Source organism: Kitasatospora sp. NPDC101801 (assembly GCF_044766665.1).
Classification (GTDB): Bacteria; Actinomycetota; Actinomycetes; order Streptomycetales; family Streptomycetaceae; genus Kitasatospora.
This window is the reverse complement of sequence record NZ_JBIWML010000024.1, coordinates 3,084-16,524: the sequence shown is the minus strand read 5'-3', so window position 1 is coordinate 16,524 and position 13,441 is coordinate 3,084. Positions and strand designations below refer to the sequence as shown.

17 protein-coding genes are annotated in these 13,441 nt (G+C 73.0%); all 17 read right to left on the bottom strand.

Annotation, left to right across the window (positions count from 1 at the left end; genetic code table 11):
- Positions 1–78: 78 nt before the first annotated feature.
- Entirely contained in the window at positions 79–714 is a 636-nt protein-coding gene (locus ACIRPK_RS23785) for a hypothetical protein (protein ID WP_403041329.1), read from the bottom strand.
- A gap of 79 nt (positions 715–793) precedes the next feature.
- Positions 794–1,930: a hypothetical protein gene (locus tag ACIRPK_RS23780; protein ID WP_403041328.1), complete on the bottom strand. Its 1,137-nt coding sequence runs from the start codon at positions 1,928–1,930 to the stop codon at positions 794–796.
- Positions 1,927–2,094, bottom strand: coding sequence for a hypothetical protein (locus ACIRPK_RS23775; RefSeq protein WP_403041326.1), 168 nt, complete (start codon positions 2,092–2,094; stop codon positions 1,927–1,929). The genes ACIRPK_RS23780 and ACIRPK_RS23775 overlap by 4 nt, the downstream gene beginning before the upstream one ends.
- A 76-nt stretch (positions 2,095–2,170) precedes the next feature.
- On the bottom strand, positions 2,171–2,644 hold the full coding sequence (locus tag ACIRPK_RS23770) for a hypothetical protein (RefSeq protein ID WP_403041325.1): 474 nt from the start codon (positions 2,642–2,644) through the stop codon (positions 2,171–2,173).
- A 78-nt stretch (positions 2,645–2,722) separates the two neighbouring features.
- Positions 2,723–3,124: a hypothetical protein gene (locus ACIRPK_RS23765; protein ID WP_403041323.1), complete on the bottom strand. Its 402-nt coding sequence runs from the start codon at positions 3,122–3,124 to the stop codon at positions 2,723–2,725.
- 178 nt (positions 3,125–3,302) lie between these two features.
- Positions 3,303–3,524, bottom strand: a complete 222-nt coding sequence (locus ACIRPK_RS23760) for a hypothetical protein (RefSeq protein ID WP_403041322.1) — start codon at positions 3,522–3,524, stop codon at positions 3,303–3,305.
- A 270-nt stretch (positions 3,525–3,794) separates the two neighbouring features.
- Entirely contained in the window at positions 3,795–6,017 is a 2,223-nt protein-coding gene (locus ACIRPK_RS23755) for a hypothetical protein (protein ID WP_403041320.1), read from the bottom strand.
- A gap of 398 nt (positions 6,018–6,415) precedes the next feature.
- Positions 6,416–6,694, bottom strand: a complete 279-nt coding sequence (locus ACIRPK_RS23750; protein ID WP_403041318.1) for a hypothetical protein — start codon at positions 6,692–6,694, stop codon at positions 6,416–6,418.
- Between the two features lie 210 nt (positions 6,695–6,904).
- The gene (locus tag ACIRPK_RS23745; protein WP_403041316.1) at positions 6,905–7,333 is read right to left on the bottom strand and encodes a hypothetical protein; all 429 of its coding nucleotides are present in this window, start codon (positions 7,331–7,333) and stop codon (positions 6,905–6,907) included.
- Between the two features lie 154 nt (positions 7,334–7,487).
- Entirely contained in the window at positions 7,488–7,910 is a 423-nt protein-coding gene (locus tag ACIRPK_RS23740) for a DUF6573 family protein (RefSeq protein WP_403041314.1), read from the bottom strand.
- Positions 7,911–8,056: 146 nt separating this feature from the next.
- The gene (locus ACIRPK_RS23735; RefSeq protein WP_402878885.1) at positions 8,057–8,476 is read right to left on the bottom strand and encodes a hypothetical protein; all 420 of its coding nucleotides are present in this window, start codon (positions 8,474–8,476) and stop codon (positions 8,057–8,059) included.
- Between the two features lie 470 nt (positions 8,477–8,946).
- The gene (locus ACIRPK_RS23730; RefSeq protein ID WP_403041312.1) at positions 8,947–9,282 is read right to left on the bottom strand and encodes a hypothetical protein; all 336 of its coding nucleotides are present in this window, start codon (positions 9,280–9,282) and stop codon (positions 8,947–8,949) included.
- A 97-nt stretch (positions 9,283–9,379) separates the two neighbouring features.
- Positions 9,380–10,039 (bottom strand): hypothetical protein, encoded by a 660-nt coding sequence (locus ACIRPK_RS23725; RefSeq protein ID WP_403041310.1) that lies wholly within the window; start codon positions 10,037–10,039, stop codon positions 9,380–9,382.
- Between the two features lie 162 nt (positions 10,040–10,201).
- Entirely contained in the window at positions 10,202–10,729 is a 528-nt protein-coding gene (locus tag ACIRPK_RS23720; protein ID WP_403041308.1) for a hypothetical protein, read from the bottom strand.
- Positions 10,730–10,868: 139 nt separating this feature from the next.
- Positions 10,869–11,333 carry a hypothetical protein gene (locus ACIRPK_RS23715; RefSeq protein WP_403041306.1) on the bottom strand — a complete coding sequence of 155 codons (465 nt, stop codon included), beginning with the start codon at positions 11,331–11,333 and terminating at the stop codon, positions 10,869–10,871.
- A gap of 271 nt (positions 11,334–11,604) precedes the next feature.
- Entirely contained in the window at positions 11,605–12,174 is a 570-nt protein-coding gene (locus ACIRPK_RS23710; protein ID WP_403041304.1) for a hypothetical protein, read from the bottom strand.
- 114 nt (positions 12,175–12,288) lie between these two features.
- The gene (locus ACIRPK_RS23705; protein ID WP_403041303.1) at positions 12,289–13,200 is read right to left on the bottom strand and encodes a PP2C family protein-serine/threonine phosphatase; all 912 of its coding nucleotides are present in this window, start codon (positions 13,198–13,200) and stop codon (positions 12,289–12,291) included.
- Positions 13,201–13,441: the final 241 nt, after the last annotated feature.

Here is a 13,441-nt window from a genome sequence, read left to right as displayed (position 1 = left end):
GTCTCGCCGTGCGGCGGCATGGGGTTGGGTGTGGGGCCGAGGGCGCCGGGCCGCCGCGTTGGCGGCCCGGCGACCGGCTCAGTAGACGCGGAAGCCGCCGCGCTCCTTCGCCTTGCCCAGCCACTCGATCCACTCGGGGAACCAGTCGTTCTCCCCGACGGCCGCCGCGCGCTTCTTCTCGTCGACGGTCTCCCACTTGGCGAGCGCGGCCCCGATTTGGGCCGGGGTCACCAGCCAGCCGTCATTGCTGCACAGCTTGTGCCAGGGGATGCCCGTGACGGGCTGCGGCTCCGCGTCCGTGACCGCATCCTGCGCCCGCCGGAACCGCTCGCGCGCCACGGCCAGCGGGTCCTCCTGGCCCGTGGCGGCGCCCTCCTTGTCGTCCAGGCTGTCCGTGAGGTCGTCCATGTCCTCCTCGGTCAGGCCGAAGTCGCCGGGGCGCGGCCACTCGGGGTGGTCCTGGTCGGTGAGCATCCCGAACTGCTCCATCGCCGCGCGGGCCTCCCTCATGCCCCAGATGTTCAGGCGGAAGTAGTGCGGCGTCGCCTCGTCGTAGGCGTCCCAGACTTCCTCCCACGCCTTCTCGGCGGCGGCGCGCTCCGGCTCGGGCACGTTGCGCGGGTGGACCGCCGCGTTGATGGCGGCCCGCGCCTTCGTCAGCGCGGCCTCCTCCTCGGCGGTCAGGTCGTCGGCGAACGTCATGTCGTAGCCCATGGGTGCTCCTCGTGTAGCGGTCCGAGTCGGACCGGGGGCCACCCGGCCTGACAAAGGAAAGACTACCATAGATTTTGCATCAATGGGGGTGTTGAAGCACCTCCCGGTACTCCTCCGTCAGCGCCCCGCCGCCGTCCGCGAACCGCTCCGCCGCCCACGTCGCCCACCGCACGGCGTGCTCCGCGCTGCTCCGGTCGTACCGCCTCGACCAGAACTCCGGATGATCCGGGTCGGACACCACCCGCACCAACTCCTCGGCCAGACCGGCGATCTCCCTCATGTCCGCCGCCGGATCCACGCTGCACCCGTCCTCCACGGATGCCAGCAGCTCAAGGGCCCGCCGCGAGTACCCCGTGCAGCCGTCGACCTTGCCCAGGCAGGACAGCTCGTCGCTGACATTGAGCAGACGGCGCTCCGAGTACTCCTTGGGCTGCAGCACCCGGAACGGCGCCGGCGGCAGCTCTGCCAGAGCGGACGCGGACGGCCTGACGAACCGGCCCAGGCGATCGGCAAACAGCACCAGTCCCTCCCAGGGCCGGTCAACGTCGGCCGGCTCCAGCCGGAACGACACCCGCCCGCCCGGGTGCTCCTCGCGCCGGGTCACACGCCACGGACGGCCCCACGCTGCGCCGCTCTCCGGCCCGGCCAGCCGCACGACGTCCAGCGCCTCGAATCCCTCGCCCTCCGCCGCGGCGACCCACCCCGCCGGCGCTTCCGCCCTCCGGCGCTGCTCGGCCGCCTTGGCCGTCCGGGCGTCGACCACCTGGACAATGGCGTCTGCCGCCTCCCAGCGGGTACCCCAGAGGGTGCGCTCCTTCTCGCCCTCCATCTGGCCGAACCAGTCACGGCCGCCGCGGCCGCGCCACACCCGGCCGGCGTGCTTGCCGTCGACGGCCACCGGCTGACGGCCGTCCGTGCCGGGCCGGCCGATTCGGGTACGCGCCTGGCGGGCCGCCAGCTGCAAGCGCTCGGCGGCGGCCCGCTCGGCCTTCTCGCGCCGGTGGCGGCGCTGGGTCTGCTCGCGGGTGAGGGAACCCCGGCGGTTCCCGATCTCGCTGAGCACCGGCATGCCGATGCGGCGGCCGGCGGCGTTCTCGCCCCGCTGGTAGTCGTCCAGCGCCTGGAGCTCGGCGGCCAGGGCGTCGTCGTCCATCCGGGCCGGGGCTGCCTCAGCGATCGGCGGCCCCGGACGGTCATCCTGTACGGCGCTGCTCACTGGGTGTCCTCCTGCTGCGGGTAGGCGGCCGTCTCGCCGGTGACCGTCGCCTGGTAGCCGCCGCTGCTCAGAGCGCGCTCGACCAGCTCGATGACGCCGACGCCCTCGGCGGCGCTGTCCAGGTTCAACACGGTCACATCGAGGTGAATGAAGTGAGAGCTCATGAAGTCTCCTTGATTCGCTGGTAGTTGGTGTCCGGCCCGCGCGTGGCAGGTTCGCGGGCCGGGTGGTCCTGACTGATCAGTCCTCGTCGGTCGCGCACCTGCTCAGCGCGTAGCACCACAGCCACGACGAGCCGTCGACGTACATGCGCGGGAAAGCGATCGGGTGCTGACCCGGCTCCTCCATGTACCGGAGCTGGTCCACGGGCATGCCGGGCATCTGCACCTCGGTCGAGCGCCCGCCGGGCAGCTCCAGCAGGAAGGCGTACCGGCCTTCCCCGTAGTCGAGACCGGGGGCGGCGGCGAAGCCGGCCGCGACGGTCCCGGCCTGCGCCAGGTCCTCGACGAAGCGGGCCATGTTCTCGGCGGCGGCGGCCCGGGTGAACTCGGGGAGTGGCCCGGTGCCGGGGTTGATGGTGATGGGCATGGAGCTCCATGGGGTTTGAGGGTTCGGCAGTGGCATCAGGTCGCCGTGGTAGTGGTCGTTGAGGGCCTTGTTGCCGGTGTCGATGAGGTGGTCGAGCAGTTCGGCGGGGAGCGGCGCGGCGGTCACGGGGGTCCTTGTCCGGGTTCGCGGTCGTGGTCTGGACGCGGTGGCCTGCCGCCGGGACGGCCCGGCGGCAGGCCGGGATCAGGCCCGGTAGCCGGTGACCTTCCAGGCGGAGCGAAGGGCCGTCTTGAGCGGGTCGGCCGCGCCGAACCACTCGCCGTGGCTGGCGTGCCACACGGCCTGGTTCAGCAGGCCGACCAGCCACTGCGCGGCGCGTTCTTCCTCGCTCGGCAGGCTGATGCACGTCGGCGGCAGGCTGCGCCACACCACCATGATCTTCCCGGCCGGGCTCTCGGGGGCCGGACCCTGGCCGTTCGGCCACGGTGCGGGGACCGGTTCGGTACCGGCCTTCCGGAGACGGGCCCCGGACCCGGCGACGGCGACGTCGAGGATCTCGGCCACGGCCTCGATCGCGACGGGGAACAGGCGGCGGTACTCGGCCTCACGGTCGCACCAGGGCCACAGGTCGCGGGGAGTCTGCATGATCGGTCGTCCTCTCGTTCCGGCGGTTCGAATGTCACCCGAGAGCCACCCGGCCGACATGTAGAATACTACCACGGATAATGCATTCATGGGGCGGTCTTCGCTCTCTGGGTCGAGCGGCCCGGCGGTTTCCGTGGTGGGGCGCGGGGTGGCGATGTGCTCGCCGCCCCGCAGTGCGTCACGTCCTGGTGAAGACCTTGCCGTCCGCGCCGATCCCGTGATCGTCGCCCTCGTCGTCGCCCTCGGCGTGCAGCTCCAGGAGCTGGTCCGCGACGCCGGGGTATCCGAACTCGCTGAAGAAGGCGCCGAATATCACGGCCTCGTTGCAGGTGAGCGCGGTTGCGTTGTCACACAGCATCTCGCTGGTGTGCTCGGCGATGTCCCGTGTGGCGGCCACCATGCCCGGGGTCAGTGGCCTGTGCTCGTCGTGTCCGCAGTGCGGGCAGCGAAGCGGCTCTGTCGGGCTGTCGGCGAGTGCGATGCCCGAGCAGTTCGTGCAGAAAACGGCGCTAGCAGCCAATGGCCACGCACCTTTCGTGATTGGCGATTGTCGTGGCGGGGTGAAGTGAAACAGTCCGCCGGGAGAACTTCCCTGACACGACAAAGAATACCACGGATTACGCATCCATGAGTGGGGTTCACCGCCGGAACCCCACCCGCCGACCCCCGGCTACGCCCCGGCCGCCTCGACCCGACCGGCGCCGCCGACCAACTCACCCGGCAGCGTGACGGCACCTTCCACCGTCTCGGCCGCCATCACCGACAAGACGTCCCGCACGGTCGGCTTGACCTTCCCGCCCCGCGGCCCCGACCGGCCGTCGGCCCACCGGGCCCGGCTGTGGTGCTGGCTGACGCTGTACTGGCGTCCCGCCTCCAGCCACAGCAGCTCGAACAGCCACCGGCCCCGGCCGGTGGTCCCCTCGATCCGCACGATCAGCATCCGGCCGTCCGTGCCGGTGCGGCACGTCATCCGCCACCCGCCCCGGGCCGCCGCCGCCCACAGCTCGCCGACGGACCGCGGCACCGGATGCACCGGCTCCCACCGACCGCCCTCGGCCACCGGGGCCAGGGTCCCGGCCGCCGCCCGCTCCCGCGCCGTCAGACGGGCCCGGACCGCTCTCCGCTCGGCCTCCTCCCGCGCCGCCCGCTCCTGCTCCTGGGCCAGCTCGGCCGCCCGCCGCTCCCGCCGCTGCGCGTCCTCGACGATCTGGCGCGCGACGTCCACAGCGGCCTCCTCGGCTGTCGCCGGGTGCAGCTGCTCCACCGGCACCGCCCGCGCCACCTGGCCGACGGGACCGCTCACCCGGAACCGGCCCCGGCCCCGGCCCACGTAGGCCTCCACCCGGGTCGCGTACCAGTCCGCCCCGGCCTCCTCGGCCCCCGGCTCCACCCACACCTCGGCGCCCCGGGCGTACCGACCGCGCCCGTCCTCCGGGCGGCCGGCCGCCTCGGCGCCGAGCCGCGCCAGCGCGTCACGCCGGGCCCACTCGGCCGACTCCTCGTCCTCCCCGGCCTCCCGGGCCGCCTCGTACACCTTCGCCGCAGCCGCGTACCGGGCGGCCTCCTCGGCCTTCAGCGCATCCCGGGCCGCCGTGTGCCCGTCCCGCCGGACCCGCAACGCGTGGTCGACCAGCAGCAGCCGGCGCAGTTCCCCGACCTCCTCCAGGACCTCGGCCTTCTCCCACTCCTCCAGCACCGCGAAGTTCTGAAGCAAGTCCAGGGACAACCACGCGTTCCACCGGTGGCCGGCCAGCGCCGACCACACCCGCACCGCCACCTGGTGCCCCTCGTCGATCCGCCGCCGGGCCGTCGGCGCGTACAGCGCCTGCCCGCGCCTCGACTCCTCCTCCAGCGTCCTCGCCCGCTCCTGCTGCGCCTGGTCCCCGGCGGTGCGCAGTGCCGCGGCGGCGGCTAGGCCGAGCGCGTACACGGCCCGGTTGGTGTCCTCCTCCAGTGCCGCGTACGCGCCGAGCTCGGCGCGCGGGTTGCCGCCCGGCCGGAAGGCGTCCCACCCCTGCAGGAATGTCCGCCCCGGCCGGCTGTTCTCGGCCCACCACCGGGCGAAGTTTCGGGCGGGCACCTCGTACGCCTCGATGACCGCCAGAGCGAACTCCTCCGGGCCGCCGTCGGGGTGCTGCGCCCGCCACTTGACCTCCTCGGCGTCGTCCGCGGCCTGCTGCGCGGCGACGTAGGGTACGCACTCGGCTTCGGCTTCTGCGCCCAGCGCGATCGCCCGGGCCCTCTGGGCGGCCATCGCGCAGACCTCGGCCAGCACCCGGGCGTTTTCGGCCAGCTCGAACGCCTGGCGGGCGCCTGCCGACCGGGCCTCGGCGGACAGTGTCCGAGCGGCCCGCGCCGCATCGTCGGCACGGCCCAGCTCCTCGCCGACGGCCGCCAGAGCGTGCGCCGCCCACGCCAGGCCGGCGTCCTGCTGCTCCTGGAGCCGACTGTGGATCTGCCGCACTGCGGACGTCTCCCGGGCGGCTGCTGCGGCCTGCTCACTGGCGTCGTGCTGCCACCACAGGGTCTCGCGGCCATGGTGGGTGAGGTCGGCCTCCTCACGGGCCGGGGCGATCATGTCCGATGCGAACCGGCCCAGCAGATGGCCCACGTCCCGCCAGCCGAACGGGTCGGCGATCGGCCGGCCGTCCTTGCGCAGGCTTCCGTACCGCCAGCGCAGCACGTTCGTCTTGTCCGCCTCCCACAGGCAGAAGATTTCGACGGCCCGCGACCCGCGGCCTTCCTTGACGACGGCCTCCAAGATGACACCCACGCTCGTCGGGGTCGGCTCGGTGGTGACCTTCCAGCCGCCGCCGGCGGCCCGTTCGGCCAGCCGGACGGCGTTGCGGGGGAGCGGTTGCCGGGTGGTCGGTGTGTCGTTCGAGGTGTTCACGCTGGGGTGCCTCTCTGTGGCGGTGAAGTGCGGTTCGATGGCCGAGCGGGAGCCGCCCGCCGGCCGAGTCACCTGGCATGCCGGGTGGTGGTCGTTGTGGTGCTGGTCAGCCGTCGGTGCAGTGGCGGGTGGACGGCCGGGCACGGGAGGCGAGTCGGTGGGCGGATGCCCGGTCGCACGTCGTGCCCGGCCGGTCCGGATCCCGCAGCGTGGCCCGGGTGCCTCTCCGTCAAACGGGGGAGGCGGGCCCGGCCCTGGTCCTGGTGCGAACCGGCGATGCCGCGGGACGGTCTGGGCGGGACGGGGGCGGCGCGATGCGCTGCTGTCCTCGGTCCTCGGGAGTCTGCACCGCGAGATGGGGAGGGGGACCGGGTGCGGTTGCCCCCGGCCCCCGGTGCTCAGGTGAGGCGGTTGCGATTGGCGGAGAAGTGGAGCACGGCGGGGCGGGCCGTTCCGGGATGGGCCGTCTGGAAGTCGGCCATGGCCCGCTCGTAGAGCTCCTGATGGGTGGGGAGTTCGGTGTATCCGCTGATGAACGGGTCGTCGTTCTCCCGGTACTCGACAGCTACGACCTCGGACAGGGTGATCGGCGAGCCCTCCGGGCCCACCGCCGTAAGGAGGAGATGGAACTGGGCGGTCGGGGGGGCCTGCTCGATGGTCCAGCCGTCCAAGCTCATGGCGTACTCCCTTGCTGTAGCGGTTCAGGCTTCCGGATCTCACCCGGACTGACACGAGAAAGAATACTACGGAAAAGGAAATCTGTCGAGGGGTCAGCTTCGGCAGCGCGGGCCCGGCCGGGCGAGGCGGCTGCCGGCGAACAGGGCGCCCGGCCCTGCTCCGGCCCTGACCGCCCGCTCGACGGGGGCGTCAGGGCCGGAGTAAGCCCGTCAGACCGAGTCGGGGCCGTAGAGCGCCCGCCACACCTCCTCCTCGGCCGCACAGAACCCGTTGCTGTCCAGCTGGTGCCCACACCGGCACCGGCGGTCGCTGCTGTAGCGGCAGCGGCACGGGCTGATGTCGGCGACGGGAAAGAGCCGACTCCGCAGATCGAACCCGAACATGTCGTCGTAGGACCGGCGCGAGATGAACTCCTCCACGGTTCCCCGCCATGCCTGCCCGGCGAAGTACTCGCGCGGGTCGTCCCCGAACGCCACGTACAGGTCGTGCCACCACCCCTCGTCCGTCGCGCACCACTTGGCGGGGGTCGCCCGCCATAGCGCGGCATTGGACACCAGCCGCCCACCGGGCACCCGCGTCACCAGGGCTTCACCGTCCACGGTCGGACGGATCTCGAACCCACCGTCCCCCTTCGGCATGACGCGAAAGACGTTGTCCCACGTGGTGAGGACCTCTGAACTCTGCACAGCTGACCTCCAGTTGCAGTGGATCGTGCGTGGCCCGGGCGGCCTCTCGCGGTCACGCCCGGGGCTCGGTGGTGGGGCGGGCCGCTCCGGCCCACCCCACGTGGCGCTAGTCCTCGTCCGGGAACATGATCGTCATCACCGGCTCGCCGTCGTCCCCGGGCCCGGCCGCGATGGTCAGACGCACCTCCCGCTGAATGCCCGGGGACTCGACCTTGTGGAAGGCGAACCGGAAGGGCACCGCCAGCGCCCCGCCGTCCCCTCGCCGGGCCGCCGCCGCGATGGTCGTGTGCGCCGTCCACAGCAGCTCATTGAGCCGCCCGGCTTCCATCACCTCGTCCCCGCCCCATGCCACGCACCGACCGTGCACGGTCCCCGTCACGGCCACCGGCCACCGGAAACCGGCCCTGCGCTGCGCCTCGGCGGGCACCTGGACCAGGACGCCGTCGGCGATCGCCTCGGCGCGGGAGTAGGTGTGGATCGGTTCTCCGAAGAGCGCGATCATCGAATCGGTCGTGGTCTCGCTGGTCATGTGACCCTCTCGCTGCGGTTCGAAGCCCGCCGGAAGCCATCCGGCCTGACAAAAGAAATACTACCACAGATAAGACATGTAAGGGTGTGTGGAAGGCCTCTCTCCTGGCGTCGACCGGGGCCCGGGCCCCATGCCCTGCGGGCCGGTCAGCCGGGGATCCGCCAGGCCTGGGTGAGGATCGCCCGCAGGTCCTCGGCCATCTTGTCCGCCTCGCTACCGTGAACGCGTTCGTAGTCCTCGACGACTCGGGGCTCCGTGTCGAGCGGCAGGGTGTCCCCGGCCGGCAGCCGGGCGAGAAGCCGCATCGCCAGGCAGGCGGCGGCCGGTCCCAGCGGCCCCTGGACACTTCCCGCCGACACGGAGGCCAGCAGCTCGGCATCGGTGGCCGGCCTCGTGTCCTGCCCCGTTGCGACGCGCTCCAGCAGCTCCCGCACGTGCGCCCGGTACAGCCGCGGCGCCGACTCCAGCGGTTCCGTGTGCTGCATCAGGAGAAAGGCGTTCCAGATCGCCCCTTGCTCCTTCTCGCCATGGCGCTCGCGCGCCGCCGCGATCTCCTCTTCGACCATCTCCCAGGCTCCGATGGCTGTTGCCGTTTGCTGTGCCAGGGCCCCGACAGCCTGAGTGAACCAGGTGGGGACGGACAGAGTGCTGTTCAGGGGGTACTCCCAGGGGTTGAATCGCACTCCGGCGGGCGGTCCCGCCGGAGGGGTTACGTGTGGGGTGGGGTCGTCAGCGGTCTTCGGCGTTGCGCCACGGGCGCTCGTCAAGCCGCTTGGTCGCGCGGCGGCGCTGCCGGCGGATTCGGGCGCGCTTCTGGCCGTGCTGGCGGGGGCCGGGGCGGCCCTCGTCGGGCCAGCCCGGTGCGCGGCGGTAGTTCAGGACGGACAAGTGGCCTCCACCGGTTGGGTGGCTCCCCGCATCGGTTCAGTCGGGGCTACGGTGTCCGGCCGTCCCCGTGGACCGGCTCGTGGGTGAGGGGCGGCTGGTGGTTGCCGTGGTCCGCGTCCTGGCTGTGGAAGTTCCCCGCCGGGCCGAACTACCCCTGGTCGGCACAGAGTTCGCGAATCTTGGCGGCGGTTCGGGCGCCGACCTCGGACAGGGTCTCGTCCTCGTCCTCGTCGTGCACGTACACCTCGCCGGTCTCGCATGCGTCCCCGGCGGTCATGTGCAGCAGCAAGTGGACGTCGGGATCGGCGCTGTGAGCGGGCTCGAATGCCGCGCGGGTGCCGTCGGCGTGGTGGAGTGTCGGGAAGTTGCCCCGGTCGCTGTGGTGCCAGGAGGGGCCGAGAAGGTGGGCGACGTGGGCGGCCAGGTCGCCGAGTCCGAAGTCGGTGGCGGTGAGGTCGAGCGTGGGGGGCTGGGGCGCGATCACGGGGCTTCTCCTGGGGGTGCGGTTCGACGGGCCGCCGGGGGCCACTCGGGCTGACATGGAAAAGGCATTTCCTGGGGTGCGTGCCTGCCCGCAATGCTCAGAGTCGGGCCGCTGCGCGCTCCAGGATCCGCCAGACCGCGAACGGGTCTCCGGCCGCGCTGTACGGCCGGACCTGTGCCGTCCCGCCGAACCGTCGGGCCACCAGGGCGGCAGCATCAACCAGCTCACGCTCATTCGGTCGGGTCGGTGCGGCCGGCAGGCACGGCAGCAGCAGCGACCACTGGCCGTCCGGCTTCCGCTCGGGCCGGAACCCCCACTCCTCCTCGAACTTCGCCCAGCGGGCCGCGGCTGCGGCCGCCGGGTGACCGGCCAGTGGCGCCCGGTCGACCCGGGTGCCCGGCGCGCGGCGCAGCTCGGTGATCCGGGCCGGCTCGTCCCACAGGAACTCCGGCGGCTCGGCATCCGGCGGCCCGGTCGCGGTCCACACCTCCGGCCCGCCCGGGGAACCGGCGACGCGCAGCGGCAGCTGCACGCCGGCGACGACCATGGTCGTCGCCTCGGGGGTGCGCCGTATCCAGGCCTGGCCGGCGCGGCAGGCCTCGAAGTCCGGGCCCGGACTCCAGCTCGGCGCCTGGCGGAAGGCGTCTGCGGGGAAGGTGATCCGGACCGCGACCGCGCCGGCGTCCGTGTGGCCGCCGGCGGGGTCCCAGGTCCGGAGTACGGCGGACTGGATGTTCTTCTGAAGAGTGCGCTTCATGGCGTTCTCGCTCTCGTTGATCCCATGGGGATTGTGTGGTGGAGGGGCTGAGTGCCCGGGGGAGTCCGGACTGCCCCGGGGTGGTGAATCGCCGTGGGGTCTGCGTGGCGGTTGCGGTGGACCGCCCTGCCGCCGGCCGAGTGGGATGGCCGGCCGGCACGGCTAGCGGCCCTTGAGCCAGCCCATGCTGTGCGGGATGTGCCGCTGGATGGGCCGTGTGGCGCTCATCAGGTCGAGGGCGTAGGTGGTGCCGCCCGTGAACGGCTCGCCTTCCCACTGGACGGCCGCGTCGTAGCGGTTGCGGATGGCGATCGAACCGCGCTGCCCGGATCGGGAGCCGGCGGTGGCCCAGAACTCGGCGCCGGTGTCGAATGCCTCGTGTGGGGCGCGTCCCAGGTCCCGGACCTCGGCCCACAGTCCGTCGAACGCGGACTGCTCGCGGGTGCTGGTGAGGATGCGCTGGCGGATCTGCTCGGCGACGGTGCGCTCGGCGATGTTTTCGACGGCCAGGCGCATGTTCCGGCTGGCACACCAGCCGCCGTAGGCGACCTGGTAGCGGGGGAACTTCACCTCCCAGGCGTCGGCGGTGGGTTCCTCGCAGGTGAGGCGCACGTAGCCCAGGTGGGCGGCCTGGTCGTAGTGGTTGTCCCACCAGAAGGTGGTCGGGTTCATGCGAAGTACGCGGGACATGGCGGCCTCTCTCGGCTCGGGGGCGGTTCGGGACTTCGGGGGCCGCACGGTGCCCCGTGGGCGGCCCGCCGGCCGTGTGAGGCCGTGGCCGTCGGGCACTGAAGCGGGGCGGGTGTGCGTCACCCGCCCCGGGGCTGGGTCAGTCCTGTCTGCCGCAGGTCGCGCAGGGAGCCTCGCCCAGTCCGGCCGCCTCGCGCTCGATGCGGGCCTTGTAGCGGTCGGTGAGCCTGTAGACCCGCTCCCAGCTGTCGGCGGTCCACAGCCGGGCGCGCTTGGCTGCCGCCACCACCGATTCGACGGCGCCCTGCATGGTGTCGGACTCCGCCACGCCGGGGAACCCGGTCCACCAGTTCGATCCGTCGATGCTGCCGCTGTTGATGATCGCGAAGCCGACGCCTCGCGCGTTGCGAACCTCCATGCCGAAGATCAGGCGGCCGTCGCCGTCCCCGCGCACCCGGGCGATGACGGCGGCGCTGGCGATGACCATGTGCTCGTTGCGCTCCGGCAGGGACTCCCCTGCCTCGTAGTTGGCGACGAGAGCCGTCCACTCCTCCTTGGTGTAGGTCCCGGCGGGGGTGGTCACGTAGGCCACGCTGGCGGTCATCGTGGAAGTCCTCTCGGTCGGCGGGGCGGGATGCGTGCGGAACGTGTCATCCAGAGCCACCCGGACTGACAAGAGAAAGACTACCACAGATATTGCATTCAATGGTGATGTGGGGCCCGTACTCCGCGACGGCGGCGCCGGCCGCCCTGGAGGGTCCGGCCGGCCGTGCGCGGTGCGGCAGGGCCGGCCTTCCGACCGCTGCGCCCCGCCCCGTGGCGGGGGCCGGGCTCGGCGGCCCGGCCCCCGCCGTCAGGGGAGGACGGGCGGCGCGTCACCAGCGAACGTCAGCGAACGTCGCCTTGGCACGGCGGACGAACCGGCGGACCAACGCGGGGGCGTCGTGGGGGAAGGCGTGCCACCAGATGCCGCCGGGCTGCGCGTCGTTCGGGCTGTCTCCGACCAGTTCCCAGCCCAGGGTGTCCTCCATACCGACATACAGGGTTCGCCGCCCGGCCCGAGTGTCCAGCTCGACAGCCGCGCAGTACAGGCCGTGGCCCACCAACTGCAGACCCGCCGGGATGCCGTCGGCTACCAGCGCCACGTGCACCAGACGGGCGCGGTCCTCGTCGGGCAGGTGGGCCGGGTGCGGGGTCCAGTCGTCCGGCGTTCCCCACTCCGTTGTCTTGAGCTCCTTGGGGCCGTGGTCGGCGGTGTTGTCGAGGGTGAGGCGCACGGCCGGGATGGGGAGTAGCGCGCCGTCGTCAGCCGGGGACGGAATGCGTACCGCTTCGATGTGGAGGATGGCGGCGTCGCGGACGTAGGGGCCGGGGAAGTGGCCGTTACCGCTCTGGTAGATGTCGGTCTGGCCGGTGTAGGTGAACGGCGCGGGCGTGGCGGTCATGGTCTCAACTCCGTTGCGTGGCGGGGATATGGCGGGCGGCCCGGTGGACGGCGGCGGCCGATCTGGCCAGGGGGCCGCCCGGGCGCCCGTACGGGACGGGCACCCGGGCGGCGCTCAGGCGGCCTTGTGGATCCGGCGTGAGGGCGGCTGGCCGCAGTTGCGGCAGCGCGTCAGCGCACGGGGCGCCCAGGTCGGGTGCACGCGGACCGGGTCCGCCGGGTGCGGCGTCTCCTCGGCGGCGTCGCAGCCGGAGCAGCCGTCCTGCATGAGGACGGATCCGTGCGCGCAGAGCACGCGGCGGGTGCTTGCGGCGGGGCCGTCGTGGGCGGGCGGGAAGTCGACGACCATGCACGTCGCGTTGTCCGTGCCGCCCAGGCGCAGCGCCAGGCGCACCAGGTACTCCGCGCGCTCGGCCGGGTCCAGGCTGGCCAGTTCCGCGCTGAGGGTGCGGGCGGCGTCCTCGATCGGCTCATAACAGCCATCCGTGGCGAGCAGCAGCCGTGTACCGGAGCGGTCGTGAACGGCCGTCCACTCCGGCTCCAGAGTGGTCCCGCCGTCCGGGTGACCGAGACACCGGGTGACCCGGTTGCGGTACCACCACAGCACCGGCATCCCGGCCGCCTCGGCCTCGGCCCGCATGTTGTGATCGGCGGTCAGCCGCTGGAGACGGCCGTCGGGGTACAGGAGGTAGGCGCGACAGTCGCCGATCCACGCGACGCGCAACAGCTGGTCCGGGCCGGTGACCGCGACGACGGCGCACGCTCCGGGGGCCTCGACCTTCCAGCCGGGCCGGGCGGTGATCTCCTGCTGTACCTGGGTGATGGCCTCGTGCGGCTGGAGGTTGCGCGCGGTGAGGTCGGCCAGACGCCGGGCCTGGGCGCGGGTCCAGGCCCGGACGGTGTCACTGGAGCCGATCCCGTCGAGCAGGACGTAGGCGCGCCCGCCGTCGTCGGTGGCCCGGGTGGCGGTGGCGTCGCACTGGTGGGAACGGGGGCCGATCTGCTGAGCGGTGGCGTGGGTGGGCACGAGGTCTCTCCAAGGTGGTTGGTGTTCGGGGCTCGGGCGCGGCGGCGGGCCGGGCCCGGGGCGGGGCGCACGTGGCGGTGGGATGGCGTCCCCTTCGCCATGGCGGGCAAAGGGGGCGGGGGTTGTGGGGGGGGGGGGGGGGGGGGGGCCCCCCCCCCCCCCCCCCCCCCCCCGCCCCCCCCGCGCCGCCCCCCGGCCCCCCCGCGCCGGCGGCCCCGCGCCGCCGCCGCCCCCACCACCG

Bases quoted from the DNA above. Each gene is read 5' to 3' on its own strand.
- ACIRPK_RS23785 (WP_403041329.1), bottom strand. From the start codon at position 714: ATGGGCTACGACATGACGTTCGCCGACGACCTGACCGCCGAGGAGGAG.
- ACIRPK_RS23775 (WP_403041326.1), bottom strand. From the start codon at position 2,094: ATGAGCTCTCACTTCATTCACCTCGATGTGACCGTGTTGAACCTGGAC.
- ACIRPK_RS23765 (WP_403041323.1), bottom strand. From the start codon at position 3,124: ATGCAGACTCCCCGCGACCTGTGGCCCTGGTGCGACCGTGAGGCCGAG.
- ACIRPK_RS23760 (WP_403041322.1), bottom strand. From the start codon at position 3,524: ATGGTGGCCGCCACACGGGACATCGCCGAGCACACCAGCGAGATGCTG.
- ACIRPK_RS23750 (WP_403041318.1), bottom strand. From the start codon at position 6,694: ATGAGCTTGGACGGCTGGACCATCGAGCAGGCCCCCCCGACCGCCCAG.
- ACIRPK_RS23745 (WP_403041316.1), bottom strand. From the start codon at position 7,333: ATGCCGAAGGGGGACGGTGGGTTCGAGATCCGTCCGACCGTGGACGGT.
- ACIRPK_RS23740 (WP_403041314.1), bottom strand. From the start codon at position 7,910: ATGACCAGCGAGACCACGACCGATTCGATGATCGCGCTCTTCGGAGAA.
- ACIRPK_RS23735 (WP_402878885.1), bottom strand. From the start codon at position 8,476: ATGGTCGAAGAGGAGATCGCGGCGGCGCGCGAGCGCCATGGCGAGAAG.
- ACIRPK_RS23725 (WP_403041310.1), bottom strand. From the start codon at position 10,039: ATGAAGCGCACTCTTCAGAAGAACATCCAGTCCGCCGTACTCCGGACC.
- ACIRPK_RS23720 (WP_403041308.1), bottom strand. From the start codon at position 10,729: ATGTCCCGCGTACTTCGCATGAACCCGACCACCTTCTGGTGGGACAAC.
- ACIRPK_RS23715 (WP_403041306.1), bottom strand. From the start codon at position 11,333: ATGACCGCCAGCGTGGCCTACGTGACCACCCCCGCCGGGACCTACACC.
- ACIRPK_RS23710 (WP_403041304.1), bottom strand. From the start codon at position 12,174: ATGACCGCCACGCCCGCGCCGTTCACCTACACCGGCCAGACCGACATC.